The sequence below is a fragment of the Prevotella sp. S7-1-8 genome (assembly GCF_000758925.1).
Classification (GTDB): Bacteria; Bacteroidota; Bacteroidia; order Bacteroidales; family Bacteroidaceae; genus Prevotella.
In genome coordinates this window covers 63721-79853 of the sequence record NZ_JRNC01000038.1, presented here as the reverse complement: position 1 = coordinate 79853, position 16133 = coordinate 63721, and the positions used below count along the sequence as shown (strand labels likewise).

Annotated in this window: 14 protein-coding genes; 11 read left to right on the top strand and 3 right to left on the bottom strand. The window is 48.2% G+C overall.

The window, feature by feature from the left end; translation table 11 throughout:
• The first annotated feature begins 896 nt into the window (after positions 1-896).
• The 4 genes from HMPREF1640_RS06840 (at position 897) to HMPREF1640_RS06825 (ending at position 6903) form a co-directional block, all read left to right on the top strand.
• On the top strand, positions 897-1601 hold the full coding sequence (locus HMPREF1640_RS06840; protein ID WP_036872313.1) for a response regulator transcription factor: 705 nt from the start codon (positions 897-899) through the stop codon (positions 1599-1601).
• A complete protein-coding gene (locus HMPREF1640_RS06835; protein WP_036893478.1) occupies positions 1598-2968 on the top strand; it encodes an ATP-binding protein in 1371 nt (456 codons plus the stop codon). The genes HMPREF1640_RS06840 and HMPREF1640_RS06835 overlap by 4 nt, the downstream gene beginning before the upstream one ends.
• Positions 2969-3229: 261 nt before the next feature.
• Complete coding sequence (gene mgtA, locus HMPREF1640_RS06830; RefSeq protein ID WP_036893477.1) at positions 3230-5872, top strand: magnesium-translocating P-type ATPase; 2643 nt, start codon at positions 3230-3232, stop codon at positions 5870-5872.
• Positions 5869-6903 carry a carbohydrate porin gene (locus HMPREF1640_RS06825; protein ID WP_036893476.1) on the top strand — a complete coding sequence of 345 codons (1035 nt, stop codon included), beginning with the start codon at positions 5869-5871 and terminating at the stop codon, positions 6901-6903. Before mgtA ends, HMPREF1640_RS06825 begins: the two co-directional genes overlap by 4 nt.
• Before the next feature lie 87 nt (positions 6904-6990).
• On the opposite strand, the gene HMPREF1640_RS06820 is transcribed toward HMPREF1640_RS06825, so the two are convergent.
• From HMPREF1640_RS06820 to HMPREF1640_RS06810, 3 genes are all read right to left on the bottom strand, one after another.
• Positions 6991-7242, bottom strand: a complete 252-nt coding sequence (locus tag HMPREF1640_RS06820; RefSeq protein WP_036893475.1) for a hypothetical protein — start codon at positions 7240-7242, stop codon at positions 6991-6993.
• Positions 7243-7359: 117 nt separating this feature from the next.
• A complete protein-coding gene (locus HMPREF1640_RS06815) occupies positions 7360-8814 on the bottom strand; it encodes an aminoacyl-histidine dipeptidase (protein WP_036893473.1) in 1455 nt (484 codons plus the stop codon).
• A gap of 34 nt (positions 8815-8848) precedes the next feature.
• Positions 8849-9838 carry a lysylphosphatidylglycerol synthase transmembrane domain-containing protein gene (locus HMPREF1640_RS06810; protein ID WP_036893472.1) on the bottom strand — a complete coding sequence of 330 codons (990 nt, stop codon included), beginning with the start codon at positions 9836-9838 and terminating at the stop codon, positions 8849-8851.
• A 1047-nt stretch (positions 9839-10885) separates the two neighbouring features.
• Here HMPREF1640_RS06810 and rsmA point away from each other — a divergent pair.
• The 7 genes from rsmA (at position 10886) to HMPREF1640_RS06775 (ending at position 16111) form a co-directional block, all read left to right on the top strand.
• Entirely contained in the window at positions 10886-11680 is a 795-nt protein-coding gene (gene rsmA / locus HMPREF1640_RS06805) for a 16S rRNA (adenine(1518)-N(6)/adenine(1519)-N(6))-dimethyltransferase RsmA (protein WP_036893471.1), read from the top strand.
• Between the two features lie 7 nt (positions 11681-11687).
• Positions 11688-12170, top strand: coding sequence for a GAF domain-containing protein (locus tag HMPREF1640_RS06800; protein WP_231565856.1), 483 nt, complete (start codon positions 11688-11690; stop codon positions 12168-12170).
• Positions 12171-12263: 93 nt separating this feature from the next.
• Entirely contained in the window at positions 12264-12824 is a 561-nt protein-coding gene (frr, locus tag HMPREF1640_RS06795; RefSeq protein WP_036893470.1) for a ribosome recycling factor, read from the top strand.
• Positions 12825-12972: 148 nt separating this feature from the next.
• Positions 12973-13911 (top strand): ribosome small subunit-dependent GTPase A, encoded by a 939-nt coding sequence (gene rsgA, locus HMPREF1640_RS06790; RefSeq protein ID WP_036893469.1) that lies wholly within the window; start codon positions 12973-12975, stop codon positions 13909-13911.
• A 162-nt stretch (positions 13912-14073) separates the two neighbouring features.
• Positions 14074-14391 (top strand): hypothetical protein, encoded by a 318-nt coding sequence (locus HMPREF1640_RS06785; protein ID WP_036893468.1) that lies wholly within the window; start codon positions 14074-14076, stop codon positions 14389-14391.
• A 184-nt stretch (positions 14392-14575) separates the two neighbouring features.
• The gene (gene mnmA, locus HMPREF1640_RS06780) at positions 14576-15730 is read left to right on the top strand and encodes a tRNA 2-thiouridine(34) synthase MnmA (RefSeq protein WP_036893466.1); all 1155 of its coding nucleotides are present in this window, start codon (positions 14576-14578) and stop codon (positions 15728-15730) included.
• Between the two features lie 63 nt (positions 15731-15793).
• On the top strand, positions 15794-16111 hold the full coding sequence (locus HMPREF1640_RS06775) for a heavy metal-binding domain-containing protein (RefSeq protein ID WP_036893488.1): 318 nt from the start codon (positions 15794-15796) through the stop codon (positions 16109-16111).
• Positions 16112-16133: the final 22 nt, after the last annotated feature.

The following is a 16133-nucleotide window of genomic DNA, read 5'->3' as shown; positions in this document are numbered from 1 at the left end:
ACGCCTTAGTAAAAGGAAGCACGCACAACTTTGTTGATTTCGCTGTTGATTTCTTCTATGCGGTTTATAAGTATAAAAGTTATATTCAGGGTTCTTGAAATATGTGATACCAACATAATAGATATTGAGGTTCGAATGGAGCAAAACCCTGCTCCGGTTGCTATGCCAGGACAGAGAGAACTATCGTTTAAAATCATTGATGTACTTAAGTTCAAGACATTCCATCGCAACCAAAAAGACATAATGTTCGATTTGGATATGGAAGAGTCCAATAGCACAAGGAAACTTTTCCAAATCTTAATTCGACTTTTGGATGTGGTTAAGAACAGATCGGATATTATGCTGGACAAGTTTGACGTGGGGTCGCACGCCCGATTGGCAGACTTTATTCTCGATCTTATTCACGCATCGGAGGGTTGTCTGCTTATGTCCTCGTCCCATAACACCAATCTGATAGATATCAAGAGGCTAAATCGTCTTTATCAATAAGTCAGAAGATGGAGTCATCGAAGTATATTCTCTGTATGATTTCAAGGTTTTCCGAGAGAACATAGATGCGGAAAAAAAGGTATGTTCACGACCGTTGTTTCTGTTATTCATCAAAGGCTGTTATCATGGATAAGTTTATGTTGGTACAAGTAATGCTTGTCTAATCCGCACAAAATGATTATCTTTGTACTCGTTGGTTGACTTAAGGACGCATCTGCATGTCTTGTATGTTTCTGTTGGGAAGATAGAGATGCTGTAACATCCGCACATGTTGTGCCTTTTGTTGTCATCTGGGCGAAGTGGCTTTGTCGCTGCCTTGCATCGTTTCGCATCATCATCATGTAATATAATGATATGTATAATGTTTGCGTCTTTAATAAATTGTCGAATTAATTCATCCATCAAGTATGATACCACAAATTCTCATCGTAGAAGATGAACAAAGAGTTGCAGATTTGCTGAAGGTTGGTATAGAGGAACACGGCTACGAGGTAATGGTGGCCTATGACGGAATGATGGGCTTGCAGCTCTTCAATAAGTATGACTTCAAATTGATAATATCCGACATCATCCTTCCAAAACTTGATGGATTTGATTTATGCAAGGAGATACGGACGAAAAACAAACATGTGCCTATTCTCATGCTGACTGCTTTGGGTACTACTGATGATAAATTAGAGGGATTTGACGTGGGGGCGGATGATTACATGGTAAAACCTTTCGACTTGCGTGAACTTGTGGCGCGCATGAAGGTATTGTTGAAGCGCAACAGCAGCCAGATAGACGAAAGTGAGGGGAATGCGGTTGACATCGTTTATGCTGACTTACAAATAAACCCTAATCTGCATGAATGTAAACGAGGTGGTGTCGCCATTAAACTAACGCCTAAGGAATATAACTTATTGAAATATATGATGCTGCATGCCGATAGAATTATCCCAAGAACAGAAATTGCGGAAAAGGTTTGGGGCACTCATTTTGACACCGGCACGAACTTCATAGATGTGTACATCAATTATCTAAGAAAAAAAATAGACCGGAGTTTTCCCGTAAAGCTCATACATACCAAGCCTGGCATAGGTTTTGTGCTGACTGATAAGCATGTTTTATGAAAATACGTACTGCTCTTACTTTAAAATATACAGCTATAACGGCAACCGTATTCTTGTTGTGCTTGACCATGGTCTATCTCTTGAGTGAACAAGCGCGTAGCGAGACTTTCTTCAGGCGGTTGCGGAGTGAGGCTGTAACCAAGGCGCATTTGTTCTTGGCAGGACAGACTGATGCCAAAACCATGCAATCTATTTACCTTAATAACCGTAAGTTTATTGATGAAGTAGAGGTGGCGGTATATACTCCGAAGTTCAAGATGCTTTACCACGATGCCATACAAAGCGACATTGTTAAAGAAACACCTGACATGATACGGGCAATTTTGCATCAGAAGCAAATAGCCTTTTACGAGGGTGCTTATCAGAGCATTGGCATGATATATCGCTTCAAGGGAAAGCCATACGTCATTACTGCTGCCGCCTACGATGGTTATGGATACGCCAACTTGGTTGAGTTGCGCAAAACGCTCTTTCTGTTGTTTCTCATAGGGTTGAGTCTGCTTTTTGTGGTGAGTTATCTTCTTGCCCGTTTGTCGTTGAATCCCATACGGAGAATCGTGGAAGAAGTTCAGAACATTACAGCCAAACATATAGACCGCCGTTTGTTTGTGAAATGTGCAAATGATGAGTTGGGAGAACTGGCCATAGCGTTTAATGCCTTGCTCGAACGGTTGGAAAAGTCGTTCGAAGCACAAAAAATGTTTGTCAGCAATGTTGCCCACGAGCTTCGCAATCCATTAGCAGCCATAACCACGGAGTTGGATGTGGCTTTGCAAAAACGCAGAACAGAGTTGCAGTATGTAGAAGCGATGCAAAATGTTTTGCACGATACCAAGCGCATGAGCCGGTTGATTGATGGGTTGCTCAATTTGGCAAAGGCTGACTATCAGCGTGAGCAAATCAGCATGAAAGAGGTTAGGCTTGACGAAATTCTACTTGATGTAAGAACACTCATACTCCGTAGTCATCCCGATTATAGCATAGAATTGATATTTGATGAAGAGGATAGCGACGATGAACGTTGCGTTACCGTCAATGCCAACCCTTACTTACTTAGTATCGCTTTCTCTAATCTCATAGAGAACAATTGTAAATACTCGGATAACAAGTTGTCGTCTGTTCAAATATCCTTTTGGAAAGAATGGTCTATCATTCGACTGTCTGATAGCGGGAAGGGTATGACCGACATTGACAAGAAAAATTTGTTTAACCTGTTTTATCGAGGGGAGGATGAGAAAATAGTGGAAGGACACGGGATAGGCATGGCTCTTACACAAAAGATTATATTGCTGCATGGGGGCGAGATAGCAGTTCACTCACAACGAGGCTCTGGCACCACCTTCATGGTCAAGCTTTTGCACGTTTAAAACAAGGCGTGTCCTGTAAATCGGCTTTGTCAGACGTGGCGCTTATTTTTTCTCCACAAAAAGAAACCGAAAGATAACAAAACGTATTTCTTGAAAATTAATTACCATATACGGTGGTAATCTATAGAAGCAACCCTATTTGTTTCTAATTAAATTTTAATTTTTTTCTAATAGTTCTCTAATACCCCATACGCAAAAGTAAAATTACTTTTGCATCGCAAATGAGCGAACGGAGTATAAACCCATTAAAACGTTAATAATATGTGGAAGAGAACAAAACGTGTTCACGTTTCTTTCAATGCGCCCAAGGTGTTTCAGGTTGCACGGCAGCCGGTAGATGCCGTGTTCCATTGTCTTAACACCACGACACGTGGATTGCGACAGGAAGAAGCGGAGAAACGTCAGTCTGTATATGGAAAGAACGAGGTGATACATGAACAGAAAAAGAATCCCCTCGTCACTTTTGTCAAAGCTTTTATCAATCCCTTTGTAGGCGTACTTACGGTGCTGATAGCCATATCGTTCGTGTTGGACGTGCTCACGGCGCCGCATGGCAAGCAGGATTGGACTTCCATCATTATCGTCTCAACCATGATTGTGCTGAGCGCCATCTTGCGCTTTTGGCAAGAATGGAAGGCCAACCAATCGAGTGAGGCTCTTCAAAAGCTGGTCACCAACACTTGTTACGTGCAGCGGTTGAATGACACTGGCGAGATTGCCATAGAAGACTTGGTGCCGGGCGATGTCGTGATGTTGGCGGCGGGCGACATGATACCGGCGGACATGCGTATTGTTGAGGCTAAAGATTTGTTCGTAAGTCAATCTACGTTGACGGGCGAATCAGATGCCGTGGAAAAGTTTTGCTCCATACAAGAAGAAAGCAATCATTCCGGAAGCGAGATAGAACTCGAGGATATTTGCTACATGGGCTCTAACGTGTTGAGCGGTTCCGCCAAGGGTGTCGTTTTCGCGACAGGAAACGACACCTATATAGGGACTATTGCGAAGAACGTTGTAAGGCATAGGGCAACAACAGCTTTTGACAGAGGTATCACGAAAGTGAGTATGTTGCTCATACGTTTCATGCTATTTATGGTGCCTTTCGTGTTTTTGGTCAATGGTGTCACAAAGGGCGACTGGCTGCAAGCTTTCATCTTTGCCATCTCGGTTGCGGTGGGACTTACGCCAGAGATGTTACCCATGATAGTGAGCGCCAACCTATCCAAAGGGGCGTTAAAGATGTCTCGCAAAAAGACGATTGTCAAAGATTTGAACGCCATTCAGAACTTTGGCGCCATGAATGTGCTTTGCACTGACAAGACGGGCACGCTGACGCAAGACCATATCGTGTTGGAACAACATATAAATGCCGACGGAACGGAGGATGTGAATAACAGAATTTTGCGGCACGCGTATTTCAACAGCTATTTCCAGACGGGCCTTAAGAACCTCATGGATTGTGCCATCCTTTCACATGTAAAAGAGTTACAGCTTGAAACGTTGAGCGACAATTATCACAAAGTGGACGAGATACCGTTCGACTTCGTGCGCAGGCGGATGTCGGTCGTGGTAGAGGATAACAAAGGAAAACGGCAAATCATCACCAAGGGTGCCGTGGAGGAAATGCTTTCCATTTGCTCGTATGCGGAAACGGATGGAGAGGTGAAACCACTCACAGACAGCCTAAAGCAACGAGCCATGCGGATAGTGGAAGACATGAACAACAAAGGCATGCGAGTGTTAGCATTGGCCCGTAAGACCTTTTTGGATAAGGAAAATAACTTTGAGGTTGAAGACGAGTGCGAGATGGTTCTCATTGGATACCTTGCTTTTCTTGATCCGCCAAAGGAGTCTGCCGCACAAGCCATTTACGAACTTCATTCGCATGGGATAGAAATAAAGGTGTTGTCTGGAGATAATGACGCGGTGGTAAGAACTATCTCGAGACAAGTAGGTATCGATTCTACCATTATGTACACGGGAGGCGAGTTGAGAGAAATGACTGACGAGGAGAAAAGCGCGGCCGTGCAAAGGGGTACGCTCTTCGCTAAACTTACGCCCATGCAGAAAGTGGAAATCATCCAAATTTTGCAGAAACAAAACAATACGGTAGGATTCCTTGGCGATGGCATCAATGATGCCGCGGCATTGAGAGAGTCGGATGTTGGCATTTCGGTAGACTCGGCTGTTGACATAGCAAAAGAAAGTGCCGACATTATCTTACTTGAGAAAGACTTGATGGTTCTTGAAGATGGGGTGGTAGAGGGAAGAAAGACTTTCGGAAACATCATCAAATACGTCAAGATGACAGCCAGTTCTAACTTTGGCAATATGTTCAGTGTCATGGTGGCGAGCGCTTTCCTCCCTTTCTTGCCCATGTTGCCGATACATTTGCTGATACAAAATTTGCTGTACGACATTTCACAGACTACCATTCCTTTTGATCGTATGGACAAAGACTATTTGAGCAAACCACGAGTATGGGATTCTTCAGACCTCAGTCATTTCATGATACTGATAGGTCCAATCAGCTCTGTGTTCGATATCGCGACCTATGCCCTTATGTGGTGGATGTTTGGTTGCGACCGTGTGGGCATGGCATCTTTGTTTCAATCAGGCTGGTTCGTGGAAGGTCTGCTTTCGCAAACACTCATTGTTCACATGATACGCACGCGCAAAATTCCTTTTGTGCAAAGCACCGCGTCGTGGCCAGTACTCTTCATGACTTTCGCCATCATGGTTCTTGGCATTTGTATGCCCTTCACCAACTTGGGGGCTTCGATAGGTTTCACGCCGTTGCCTTGGAATTATTTTCCCTGGCTGTTGGCTATTTTGTTCTGTTATTGTTTGCTTACACAAGGTGTCAAGGTCTTATATATACGCAAATACAAAAGGTGGTTATGAAAGCAAGGGTGTTGTTGTTTGTGATGGGCTGCGCCGTTCATTACATGGGACTTGCGCAAAAGGTGTCAGGGCAATATACTACCGAGTGGCAATGCGCAAAGAGCGGAAAGTGCAATCTTGTAAGTTTGCTCAGGCTGCAGGCAAGCATACCCATGGGGCGGCATTCATCCTTCGGCCTTGCGACTATTCATATAGTGAGAGCGCATGGAAACATCGTCAATGATTATCAAACGTTTTCTAACATAGAAGAAGAAAATTGTTTGGCGGCCATCGCGCTGTTGGGGTACACCAAAGAATGGGAGCGTTGCAAACTGTTTGCTGGCGTACGAAATGTGAACGAAGATTTCTTCACCTCTGCCTGTACATCTCTTTTCACAAACAGCTCGTGTGGAATCTTTCCCACGTTGTCCGCAAGCTATCCCATCGCCAACTATCCTATGAGTGGGCTTGCGCTCTTTTTTGAGGCTCATAAGGGAGCGTATAGGTTTAGGAATGCTTTATACAACGGAAGAGGGTATAATGGTTGGACGCGCGACAATCTGCCGTTTACGCTCAATCCTAAAAATGACGGCGTTTTTGACGTGGCAGAGTTCGAGTACAGCATTCATCACTCGTCCTATTTCGTGGGTGCGGCTTATCACTCTGCCTCGCGCGTCGCCAATATGAAGTATGGAAGTATGGCTGAGTGTCGCCAAAAGGCGAGCGCGGTTTGGTGGATATATGCCGAACAGAATGTTGGAACCTATCATGACGGAAGTCTTAACCTCATGGCTCAATATTCAGAGAACACCGACGTCAACGCGGGCTGCCATCGGTATGCCGAAATAGGATGCGTATATAACAAAAGGAAGATGAACGCTGGAATATCCTTACAGTATGCTCATTTCAAGCAGGGAGAGGAAGGGTCGATAGAGCTGACGTGTCAAAAACAGATAAGCAAGTCTGCGAGTGTGCAGCCAGTGTTGCAATACATTAAAAACGACCAAGGCGATTTTGCTGTCGCAATGTTTCGGATGTATTGTCACTTTTAAAAATAGTGTGGTGTTTGAACGGCATGCTCGCTGGCTTATGGGTCAATTCCCGGTCAATGCGTGTAGAGTCAACCTGCAAGCGCAAAATTACGAAACGTGTTTGAAGAACTTGCGTTTGGGTGCGGAAAAGTAAAACTTTTCTCTCGGTCTTTCGTTCGGTTTCTTTTGTGTCGACATAATTCTCTTGTCTGTGTAATGTTCAAACGATTCCTTTTTCGGTATATATTGCCTGATAGGTTTATTTGTATTCTCAACAGCTCTTTTTTTTGTATTGCCGACAGCGCTCTTCGGGGGCTTCGCGTCCCCGGCCGCATGGCAAACCTCTTCGGTGGTTTTCATGGCTTCGTCGCTTTTTGAGGGTCGCGCATGTGTGGTTTAGGAAAAAAAAGGCAGGCTCTGTCCTTTGCGCGAGGAGCCTGCCATAATGACGCTATATGTTTGATGTTGGCGCGTGTCTTATTTGTTTGGAACTTCTTCCAGGGCCTTGACGAGCAGTTTCCAGAACGGCTCGCACGAGGCCACCTCGCAGCGTTCGCCCGCTGTGTGAGGGCTGCGAATGTTGGGACCGAAGCTCACCACGTCCATGTTGGGGTATTTGCCGAGGATGATGGAGCATTCCAGCCCGGCGTGGTCCACCTGTACTATAGCGTCCTCGCCATTCTGGTCGCGGTATATTTGCATGAGCATCTTTAGCACCTCGCTGTCAGGGTTGGGATCCCAGCCGCCGTAGCTGGCGCTACATTCCACCTTCATGCCAGCCATGTTAAAGCAGCATTGCAGTTGGGTGGCGAGGTATTCTTTCATGTCCTCGCGAGCCGAACGCGCCAAGATCTTGAAGTCGGCCCTTCCCTCGTTGATATCTATGATGGCAAGGTTTGACGATGTTTCCACCACGTTTGGATAAGCGGGTATCATGCGCAGCACGCCGTTGTGGCATGCGTAGATGGCGTCGATGAGGTTGTCTTGGATTTCCTCGGGCAATATATACTGTGGCTTTTCCGTTTCTTCGGCAAAGAGTTCCACGCTTTTTTCGATGGTCTTGTACTCGTCTTCGATGGCAGCGCGCTGCTCTTCGACGAGCTTTTTCAAGTCTTCCACTTTATCTTTGGCCAACGCCAATACCACTTCTGCCTTGAACGGTATGGCGTTGCGCATGTTGCCTCCATGCCAGTGGGCCAATCGCGCGCCGAGCGTGGATACGGCCTTGTGTACCAAACGCGCCATCTCTTTGTTGGCGTTGGCGCGACCTTCGTGTATCTCCAGCCCGGAGTGCCCGCCTCGCAGGCCTTGCAATGTGACTTTGACGGCGGCCTCTTGGTCGTTTTCCATCTCTTTGTATTCCAATGAGGCGGTGATGTCCACGCCGCCTGCCGAACCGATGACAAACTTGCCCCAAGTCTCCGAGTCGAGGTTCATCAGGATGTCCGCCTTTAGCTCTCCCTTGGGCAGGTCGTTGGCTCCAAACATTCCTGTCTCCTCATCGGCGGTGATCAAGGCTTCCACAGGGCCGTGCTTCAGGCTCTTGTCTTCCATGATGCCCATGATGGCGGCCACGCCCAGGCCGTTGTCAGCGCCGAGCGTGGTGCCCTTGGCGTGCACCCATCCGTCTTCTATGTAGGTCTCTATGGGGTCGGTCTCGAAGTCGTGATTGCTGTCGGGGGCTTTTTGTGGCACCATGTCCATGTGCGATTGCAGCACCACGGTCTTGCGGTTCTCATAGCCGGGAGTGGCCGGCTTGCGCATCACGATGTTGCCCGCGGGGTCTTTCATGGCCTCTACGCCAGCTTTCTTGGCAAAGTCCAACAGGAAGTTCTGCACCTTGTCAAGGTGTCCCGATGGGCGGGGCACTCGCGTTAAAGCGTAAAAGTTGCGCCAGATGGCAGCGGGTTGCAAATTTTTAATTTCACTCATACATATTAAATTTAGAAGTTAATAGATAATGTTTTTATATTTTTTTAGGTGCGAAACTCAACGCGAGCCATCCGCACAGGCCCAAAAGCACTACTAACAGTGTTTGCACGCTGTGTACGATGAGCACGAAGAACAGGGCGTCGTTGGCTGTCACGCCATAGAGTATGAGCATGGTTTTCACGGCGAAATGCCATGGCCCGGCTCCGTTTGGCGTGGGCACTACCACGGCAAGCGAACCTACGACAAATGTTACGATGGCGCAATCCAGTCCCAAGCCCGATGTGGACTCGAAGCAGAAGAACGTGAGATAATAGTGCAAGAAGTAACTGGCCCATATCGCCAATGTGAAGAAGACGAACAACGGTACGTTCTTGACCTCTCTCACCGACATGACACCTTGCGTCAACCCCTTGAGCATCTCCACCACCTTTTTATATATGGACAGTTTGCGCGCCAGCATATAGAGCAGCGCAAGCGCCGCCACCGCGCATGCGACGGTGACCATCCAGCCCGTAGAGGTAAACCCTGCCAGCATCTCGTCAAAGCGAGTGCCGGTCTTTTGGAAGAACTTGTCGAAGACGGCGAGCTGTGACAACAGCGTCAAGGCGATGATGACGAGCAGCAGCAGGGAGTCGATGGCGCGCTCGGTGACCACCGTGCCCAGCGCTTTCGGAAACGACACCTTGTCCCATTGCCGCAGCGTGCCGCAGCGTGCGAACTCGCCAACGCGTGGCACTATAAGGCTGACGGCGTAAGATATGAATATGGATGAGACCAAAACCACGTCGCGAGGTTGTTCGCCAAGCGGTTGCAAGGTCTGTCGCCATCGCCAGCCGCGAAATGCCTGGGCCAATATGCCGAACGGAAAAGAGAGCAACATCCACCACCAATTCATCTCGTGAGTCAACACGTGACTGACGCGATTAAAGTCGAAGTTGCGATACATCCAATAAAGAATCGCGCCGCCCAAACACAGTGACAGTGTTATCTTCGAAATGTCATTGATGGCTTTTCTCATCTCCATTCTGTTCACAAAGATACGGCAAATCAGATAGAATCGCAAAAGAAATGACTTTTTTTTTCTTGTCTGGCGCACTGTTGGGCACTACTTTTGCCCTTTTCTTTCGTGGTTGTCGGGAGCGTGAGTAAACCTGCTCGCAATGTGAAATGCGGGTCTGAAAAAAGCTGACAAAAGCCCTCTCATATTTCGCGTATTTACAAGCCAACCTTCTGTCGCTTAGAAATGCGAGGAAAATGGGAACGTTTCTTAATTGCCTGTAAATTAGCGATATGTAAAGATTGTGCGGCCCTTGCGCTCGCATTGCGCGTTACCCATGTTGCCATTGGGCCTTATTGCCATTGCGAATGAGCGTTAAACGTCATCTCGTTAGGCTCGAAACGCAAGCCGATTAGAGCTTGAACGGTTGGCGAATAAGCACCAATGGCATGTTGGAGGGTGTGGGGCAAACATAAAAAAATGCCGTTTTAACAGTTTGGCCAGGCTTTCGTGTCGCTAAAAGGGTGGGGCGCGCATGTGCTTTTTTGATGACTGTTTATTTACATTTGTGAAGCTTGCCCGAGCGCGCTGTATGCGAAATGCCGCTTGACCCACGTCTGCCTGCTTGATTTTTGTCAATTAAAGCGATGTTTTTAGAACTTAAACCCCAAAATTGTTTGCGGACACAGAAAATGTGGTTACCTTTGCGTTGTCTTAAGGAAAAAGAAAAGACAGTCAGGATAACAGCCACGGCGGGTGGCTAAAGGATAACAATTAAAATAATAAGAAAGGAAAAAATTATGAGTATGATGACATTTGTCACATTGGCCATGATCTCTTTTGTAGGTGCCTCTTCATTGGCATTAATCATGGACAAGATGGTTGAGGGAAAAAAATAACCCTCTCTTTTTTGGAGAAGAACAAGCACCGAGTGCTAAAAGTATATAACCAAGCTGGAATCGATTATGTCGGTTTCGGCTTTTTCTTTGTGTAGGTGGTATATAAATCTTCATCCATGCGCACGGTTTATATATTATTTTTTGTATTTTTGTGGCGTTAATATCACTGTTGTACATGTACCGAGTAAAGCCCAAGAAAAATTTAGGCCAGCATTTTCTGACCGACCTTAACATAGCCAAACGTATAGCCGACACCGTGGATCGATGCCCCTCCATCCCAGTTTTGGAGGTTGGGCCCGGCATGGGCGTGCTCACGCGGTTTCTCGTGGATAAGCCGCGCGAGGTGAAAGCCGTGGAGATAGATACCGAGAGCGTGGCCTACTTGCACGAGCGTTACCCCATATTGAGGGATCGTATTATCGAGGGCGATTTTCTCAGGATGGATCTTTGCGATGTCTTTGAGGGAAGACCATTTGTGCTTACGGGCAATTATCCGTATGACATCTCGTCGCAAATATTCTTCAAGATGCTCGAATACAAGGATCTTATACCCTGTTGCACGGGTATGATTCAGCGTGAGGTGGCGCAGCGGATGGCCTCGAAGCCAGGCAACAAGGCGTATGGCATACTGAGCGTGATGGTGCAAGCGTGGTATGACGTGGACTATCTTTTCACGGTGGACGAGGGTGTTTTCAACCCGCCCCCTAAGGTGAAGAGCGCCGTGGTCAGCCTTGTGCGCAATGGGGTGACCGACCTTGGTTGTGACGAGACGCTGTTCAGGCGAGTGGTCAAGACGGTTTTCAATCAGCGACGCAAGATGCTGCGGGTGTCGCTCAGGCAGCTTTTCAACAAGGAGACGTTGCCGGGCGTGGATTTTTTTGAGCGTGACATGATGACAAAAAGGCCAGAGCAGTTGGATGTCGCGCGGTTCGTGGAGCTTACCAATATGGTGGCGGAGCGGTTGAAATGATAAACCCATGGATATAATTATGAGCGAACGCAAACGAGCGTACAGCCTGCTGCTCCGGCAGATGGAAGCGCTTATCGACGGCGAGCGTGACGAAACGGCGGTGCTCTCCAATGCGAGCGCCCTGCTGCGCGACACTTTCCCGGAGCGGTTTTTCTGGGTAGGCTTCTATCTGGTTAGGCTCGACGCGTTGCTGTTGGGCCCGTTTCAAGGCTCGGTGGCGTGCTTTCGCATAGAGCGCGGAAAAGGTGTTTGCGGAGCGGCATGGGCGCGCGGAGCGACCATCGTGGTGCCAGACGTGGAGCGATTTGCCGGGCATATAGCTTGCAGTGACCTGTCAAGGTCTGAGATAGTGACGCCCATGCTCGACCGCGACGGAACGGTTTGGGGCGTGATAGACGTGGATAGCGCGATGGCGGATGCTTTCGACGAGACCGACAAAGAGGGGTTGGAGAGCGTGGCAACGCTGCTATCCGCCCATTTGCGGCCGTAAACGCCATGATAAAAGCTGTTTTTTGCGAAAATTATTGCACTGTCAGAAAATAATCTTTATATTTGTAAAGAAGAATTTTAATACTATAATAATATGTTAGACGTAAAAGAAACCCTCAAGAGTGCCGAGGAGAAGATGAAGAAAGGCGTGTCGTTTTTGGCGGAGGATTTGGCCCGCGTTCGCGCCGGCCGCGCCAATGTGGCTATCGTGGACGCTGTTCGTGTGAATGCGTACGGACAGGTGGTGCCACTTAACCAAGTGGCCACGGTCTCTGTGCCAGACGCTCGAACCATTACCATCAAGCCTTGGGATCGCAAGCAAATACAAGACGTGGAAAAAGGCATCATGGACAGCGACGTAGGCATTACGCCTGAGAACAATGGCGAGATGGTCATCTTGCACCTGCCACAGCCCACGGAGGAACGCCGCAAGGAATTGGTGAGGCAATGCAACAAGTTGGGCGAGCAGACCAAAGTGCAAATACGCGGCATACGCTCTGACTTCAAAGACAAATTGAAGAAGGCTGTCAAGGACGGTCTTTCGGAAGACGTGGGCAAGGACGCCGAGAGCGAGTTGCAGAAGTTGCATGACAAGTACGTCAAACAAGTGGATGACACGCTGGCTGAAAAGCAGAAGGAAATTATGACCATATAATGTGGCCCTAATGCCTAATGCCTGTTCAAGAGAGCCATGCTTTCATAATGCAGGGTGGGCAAATGATGATTTACCTTTCCTGCGTTGTGTCTTCGTCGAATAGCGAAATTTGAATCTTGAAATATGTATTTTGAATTAAAGATTGCTTATGCGTGGCTTGGTCATTAAGAATACGGGCTCTTGGTACACCGTGAAAACCGATGACGGCAAAGTGGTGGAGAGCAAGATAAAGGGAAACTTCAGGCTCAAAGGCATTCGGAGCACCAATCCTGTGGCCGTGGGAGACCATGTGCGGATAGTGACAAATGCCGAGGGTACGGCATTCATTACGGAGATAGAAGACCGTAAGAACTATATCATCCGCAAATCGTCCAACCTCTCTAAGCAGAGCCATATATTGGCGGCAAACGTGGACCAAGCGTTCTTGGTGGTCACAATCAATTACCCAGAGACCTCCACCACGTTTATAGACCGTTTCCTCGCTTCGGCCGAGGCCTATCGAGTGCCCGTGGCGCTGGTGTTTAACAAGGTGGACCTGTTGAGCGACGAGGAGTTGCGCTATCAGCAAATGATGATGGAGCTTTATGCCAATATTGGTTACGAGTGCCATCAGGTCTGCGCCATCAATCAGGATGACGGTACGACCGGAGGGTTCAACTCCCTGCTTAAGCTGCTGAGAGACAAAGTGACGCTGTTCGCAGGAAACAGTGGCGTGGGCAAGTCGACGTTGCTCAACGCTTTTGTTCCACACGCCGAAGCGCGGGTCGCGGCTATAAGTGAGGCTCACAATACGGGCGTTCATACCACCACCTATTCGGAAATGCATGAGCTGCCTTGCGGTGGATATATCATTGACACGCCCGGTATCAAGGGCTTTGGCACGTTTGATATGAACCCAGAGGAGATTACAGGCTATTTCAAAGAAATATTTAGATTTTCAAAGGATTGCCGTTTCAGCGATTGTACACATATGCACGAGCCAAACTGCGCCGTGCTGAAGGCCGTGGAAGAGCATTACATCGCGGCCTCAAGATACGAGAGCTATCTCAGCATGTTGGAAGATAAAGAGGAGGGCAAATACAGATAGTGGGCAAATATTGAAAGTTTGCGGTTTTCGGGTAAAGGTGGCAAAGGTGCTACGCCACGCGAAAACGGCTAACGCCAGATGCTTATACGCTAAAACGATGGCGCGCGGAGATTTTGTTTTTGTGGTTTATTCATGATATTTTGCTGACTCAATCGGCTGTCCATGCCAAACGTGTGGTATGTGGTGGATGGCTTGGCGGCAGAGGGAGATACATGTTTTTGCCCAAATGATGCCATCCTTTGCGATAAGGCGGCAGCTTTTGCCCTAATTCGCCCCCATGCTATTCCAAGTCGCGAAACCAACACGATGTTCTACCGTTTATTGCTATTTTTGGTGAGTTTTCTCATGGCGCGAGCGGCCACCGATGCCAAAGCGCGCCTTGTGCGTGCCGTTGGCTACGACATGGTGGCGCGGCGACAAACCGCCGTTAGGCTATGGGGATGTGGCGCGACCGTCGATGCGCGCGCAATAGTAGCTTGAATGAATGAGCATTAGATTTGTCGCGTGGTAACGCAAAGGTACGATTGAACGATTGATGAGGTAAGAATGGGATGATAAAAAGGCGAGAAACCATTGTTCTCTTTGTGGAAATAGATGCCAAAGGATATGTCAAACGGTGCGAAAATTCTTGGGCATGAGCGCAAAAAGAGTTACTTTTGCATCTATGAACATAGATGAGTTGAAAGATAAACGCGTGGCCGTTCTGCTCTCGGGTGGCGTTGACAGTTCTGTGGTGGTGCACGAGTTGGCGAGCCGTGGGCTTCGTCCCGACTGTTTTTACATACGTATCGGCCCTGAGGAGAAAGAGGCGTGGGATTGCAATTCCGAGGAGGACATGGAGATGTCCACGGCTGTCGCGGCTCGGTATGGGTGCAAGTTGCAGGTGGTTGACTGCCACAAGGAGTATTGGAGCGAGGTGACCCGTTACACCATGGAAAAAGTGAAGGCGGGCTATACACCCAATCCCGACGTGATGTGCAACCGCTTGATAAAGTTCGGGGCGTTCCATGAGAAGATGGGTTGGCGATACGATCTTATCGCCACGGGGCACTATGCGCAGACCGAATGGGCAGGCGATAAAAAATGGCTAACCACGAGTCCGGATCCCGTGAAGGACCAAACCGACTTTCTCGCGCAGATAGAGGGTTGGCAATTGCGCAAGGCTATCTTTCCCATAGGGCACTACGAGAAGGGCGAGGTGCGCCAAATCGCCGAGCGTGAGCACCTTGTCAATGCTCGCCGCAAAGACTCGCAGGGTATCTGTTTCTTGGGCAATATAGACTACAATGAGTATGTGCGCCGATACGTTGGAGAGCTTGAGGGCGATGTCATTGAGCTTGAAACGGGGCGCTTGGTGGGTCGTCACAAGGGCCATTGGTTTCATACCATCGGGCAGCGCAAGGGGCTTGGCCTTGGCGGCGGGCCGTGGTTTGTGGTGAAGAAGGATGCGGCGCGTAATATTTTGTATGTCAGTCATGGTTACAATCCAGACTCCGCATACAAGAAAGACTTCAAGATTCACGACCTGCACTGGCTCACGGAAACGCCCAAACGTGACGGGCGAGCCTCGCTGCATGTTGGAGATTTCGAACGGAGTGAACTGCCCGAGGGTTATATTCCTGTCTCGTTTAAGATTAGGCACACTCCAGAATACCACCTTGGGTATCTTGAAATGACAAGCAAGAGTATGGCGTTGGACGGTGGTGAGGCCATGATTCATTCGCTTGACAAGATTCATGGCGTGGCCCCGGGGCAGTTTTGCGTGATTTACGATGAGCGCCACCATCGATGTTTCGGGTCGGCCGAGATAACGATTTGATAGTTTGAGATACCGTTATAGACGGCCAACAATTAATATTTAACAAAAAAACACGCTATGGACATGATTTTGACAACCACGCCGCAAATAGAGGGGCATCGCATTTTGGAGTACAAAGGTTTGGTGACTGGCGAGACAATTATCGGCGCCAACGCTTTCAAGGATTTTTTCGCAAGTATTAGAGACATCATCGGTGGGCGCAGTGGCTCGTACGAGAAAGTGCTGCGGCAAGCCAAAGACACGGCCGTCGCGGAGATGCAAGAGCGTGCCCGGCAACTCGGTGGCAATGCCATCGTGGGCATAGACCTTGACTATGAGACCATTGGCGCTAACAATTCCATGCTTATGGTGACAGCGAGCGGAACGGCCGTGGTGATTTGACCCATGCCCCTGACAGACGAGA